Consider the following 2,793-nt stretch of genomic DNA (forward strand, 5'->3'; position numbering starts at 1 on the left):
GCCAGGGATAACGGCATGATCGCCACGGCGCCACGTAAAAACGCGCTGCGCGGCATGAGTGAGTTGGACATAACGCTCTGCAACCAGGGAAAGACCGCAGACTTTGCCAGCAGTCACGGCCGATGGCTTGAACAATCTTGCGCAGTTTGCACTGGCTGCTGCCTCGCTCAACATGACGATGCCGCATTTTCCTGATTGACAAACCACCCGCCGGCTTTTAAAACTGGGCGCCTCATTCAGGGTGTAAACAAAGATGTCCGCAACCTTCAATCTCGACGCTCGTGTCATTGGCTTGACTGCCAAGGCCCAGGCTCGTGTTGCGCGCACCCTCAAATCGAAGAAACAGTCGCTCATGTGACCGGGGCGCGCTGTCCCGTCAGATGAGATGACAGGACATTGAGCGCGACGGACCACCCGCCCCTTGCTTACCTCCTCCTGCCCTTCTGACGGTGACGAAATCGGTCAACCATCAGGAGAAAGTGCATGTCATCGTTCCAAGGTATCTGGGTTCCCCTCGTTACGCCGTTCCACCATGGCGCCATCGATTTCATCGGTTTGCGCGGGCTGGTCAGCCATCTGCTGGAAAGTGGCGTCGACGGCCTGATTGTCTGTGGCACCACCGGCGAACCGGCGGCCATGGGCAAGCACGAGCAGCTGGCGGTGCTCGATGCGGTGCTGGAGCAGGTGCCGGCTGAGCAGGTGGTCATGGGCCTCGCCGGCAACAACCTGATCGAGCTGCTGCACTTTCAGGAGGAGATTCTCAAGCGCCCGGTGGCCGGCCTGCTGGTGCCGCCGCCCTATTACATCCGGCCGTCCCAGGCCGGGCTCGAAAGGTTTTTCCAGACGGTCGCCGATGCCTCCAGCGTGCCGCTGATCCTGTACGACATCCCCTACCGCACTGGCGTGACCTTCGACCAGGGGACCTTGTTGAACATCGTCGCCCATGAGCGCATCGTCGCGATCAAGGACTGTGGCGGCAACCTGAACAACACCCTGGCATTGCTGGCCAGCGGCAAGGTCGACGTGCTGTGCGGTGAAGACAACCAGATCTTCAATGCCCTGTGCCTGGGCGCCACCGGCGTGATTGCCGCATCGGCGCATGTCCATACCGATCGTTTCGTGACCTTGTACCGACAAGTTCGCGACCACCAGCTGGCGGCCGCCCGTGCCACGTTCTTCCAGCTGCTGCCGCTGATCCAGAGCCTGTTCATCGAACCCAATCCCGCGCCGGTGAAAACCGCGCTGGCCCTGCAAGGTTTGATCGGCGATGAGCTGCGCGCGCCGATGCAACGCAGCAGCGAGGCCATGGTCACGCGTTTGAAGGAGGTGCTCGGCGCGCTGGCCAGCGACAATCGATAGAGCGCCAGGCCGCCGCCCGCGTACCATGGTGCGATTGGACCGACGCGCCAGGAGGTCGACATGCTCTATCGAATCGCCGCCGATGGCCTGGTGTTGTTGCACCTGGCGTTCATTGTGTTCGTGGTGGGCGGCGGCCTGCTGGTGCTCAAATGGCCGCGCCTGATGATGTGGCACCTGCCTGCCGCCACCTGGGGCGTGGCGGTGGAGCTGTTCCACCTGCCCTGCCCGCTGACACGCTGGGAAAACAGCATGCGCCAGGCCGCAGGGGAAACGGGCTACGGCGCTGGCTTCATCGAACACTACGTGTGGCCGATCATTTACCCGGCAGGGCTGACGCCGGCCATCCAGCTCGGACTGGGCGGTGCAGTACTGCTGGTTAACGTACTGGTCTATCTTCGATTGATCCGGCAGAGGAAACGCCGACTGTAACGCCTACGGCAAACACGAGGACCCGGTCCATGCTGTCGACTGAAGACCTGACGCTGCTGCAAGCGATCCGCGAGACCGGCAGCCTGTCGCGGGCCGCCGCCTACCTCGGCAAGGCGCCCTCGACGGTGTCCTATGCCGCGCGGCAACTGGAAGAACGCTTCGATGCCCTGCTGTTCGATCGCCGGCGCTACCGCCTGCAACTCACCCCGGCGGGTGAATTGCTGGTCAACGAGGCGGCGCGCCTGATGCAGGACGTAGCTACCCAGGCACCGGGTCGGCTCGTTACTGAGCAATGGCTCGCTGGTTGAAAAGCAGATGGCCGACCCGCGCGAGCCGAACATCCTGTATGCCGGCTGGCGCGGTGATCACGACGGGCGTGCTTTGGGCTGGTGGCTGGAAAAGCTCAAGCAATCCTACCTGTGCACCCGGCTGGTACAGGGCAGCGACCGCTTTGCCTGAGCCTCAGTTGGCAATCACGCTCATGTTGCGCCCGCTGGCCTTGGCCACGTACAGCGCCTTGTCGGCCGCCCCGATCAGCTCGCCGGTCTGGGCTTGCGACGCCGGATCGTACCCGCAGACCCCCACGCTGACCGTGACCTTGCCATCCGGACTTTCACTGTGCGGCAAGCTGGCGGCCTGCACCGCATGGCGGATTTTCTCCGCCAGCAGGAAAGCGCCGACGTAGTCAGTCCCCGGCAGCACCACGGCAAACTCCTCGCCGCCAAAACGCGCAGCCAGATCGCCAGGGCGCTTGATGTGCTCGGTAATGATCCCGGCGATCTTGCGCAGGCACTCATCGCCGGCCAGGTGGCCATAACGATCGTTGAAAGGCTTGAAGTGATCGACATCGATCATCAGCAGCGCCAGTCCCGACACGTTGTGCCGGGCGCGGCTCATTTCGGCCTGGATGAACAGGTCGAACTGGCGTCGATTGGCCAGGCCCGTGAGCGCGTCCTCCAGCGCCAGCAACTCAAGGTTGCGATTGAGCTCCAGCAGCCGCTCCTG

3 protein-coding genes and 2 pseudogenes are annotated in these 2,793 nt (G+C 63.1%); 3 read left to right on the top strand and 2 right to left on the bottom strand.

Going from position 1 to position 2,793, the window contains the following annotated elements; translation table 11 throughout:
* Window positions 1-71 (bottom strand): annotated as a pseudogene (locus ABWY06_RS14015) (AzlC family ABC transporter permease); the annotation flags it as partial.
* 412 nt (window positions 72-483) lie between these two features.
* Between ABWY06_RS14015 and dapA the strand changes: the two are divergent.
* The 3 genes and pseudogenes from dapA (at window position 484) to ABWY06_RS14030 (ending at window position 2,247) form a co-directional block, all read left to right on the top strand.
* Window positions 484-1,359 (top strand): 4-hydroxy-tetrahydrodipicolinate synthase, encoded by an 876-nt coding sequence (gene dapA, locus ABWY06_RS14020; protein ID WP_353926176.1) that lies wholly within the window; start codon window positions 484-486, stop codon window positions 1,357-1,359.
* 60 nt (window positions 1,360-1,419) lie between these two features.
* Window positions 1,420-1,788, top strand: coding sequence for a DUF2784 domain-containing protein (locus ABWY06_RS14025; RefSeq protein ID WP_274077424.1), 369 nt, complete (start codon window positions 1,420-1,422; stop codon window positions 1,786-1,788).
* A 29-nt stretch (window positions 1,789-1,817) separates the two neighbouring features.
* Window positions 1,818-2,247, top strand: a pseudogene (locus tag ABWY06_RS14030) (LysR family transcriptional regulator).
* Window positions 2,248-2,250: 3 nt separating this feature from the next.
* On the opposite strand, the gene ABWY06_RS14035 reads toward ABWY06_RS14030, so the two are convergent.
* A partial coding sequence (locus ABWY06_RS14035; RefSeq protein WP_353926177.1) for a GGDEF domain-containing protein occupies window positions 2,251-2,793 on the bottom strand: 543 nt, incomplete at its 5' end.

It is taken from the genome of Pseudomonas sp., from assembly GCF_040514055.1.
In the GTDB taxonomy this organism is placed as follows: Bacteria; Pseudomonadota; Gammaproteobacteria; order Pseudomonadales; family Pseudomonadaceae; genus Aquipseudomonas.

Coding starts and splice junctions, on each gene's coding strand:
- dapA (WP_353926176.1), top strand. CDS start 484: ATGTCATCGTTCCAAGGTATCTGGGTTCCCCTCGTTACGCCGTTCCAC.
- ABWY06_RS14025 (WP_274077424.1), top strand. CDS start 1,420: ATGCTCTATCGAATCGCCGCCGATGGCCTGGTGTTGTTGCACCTGGCG.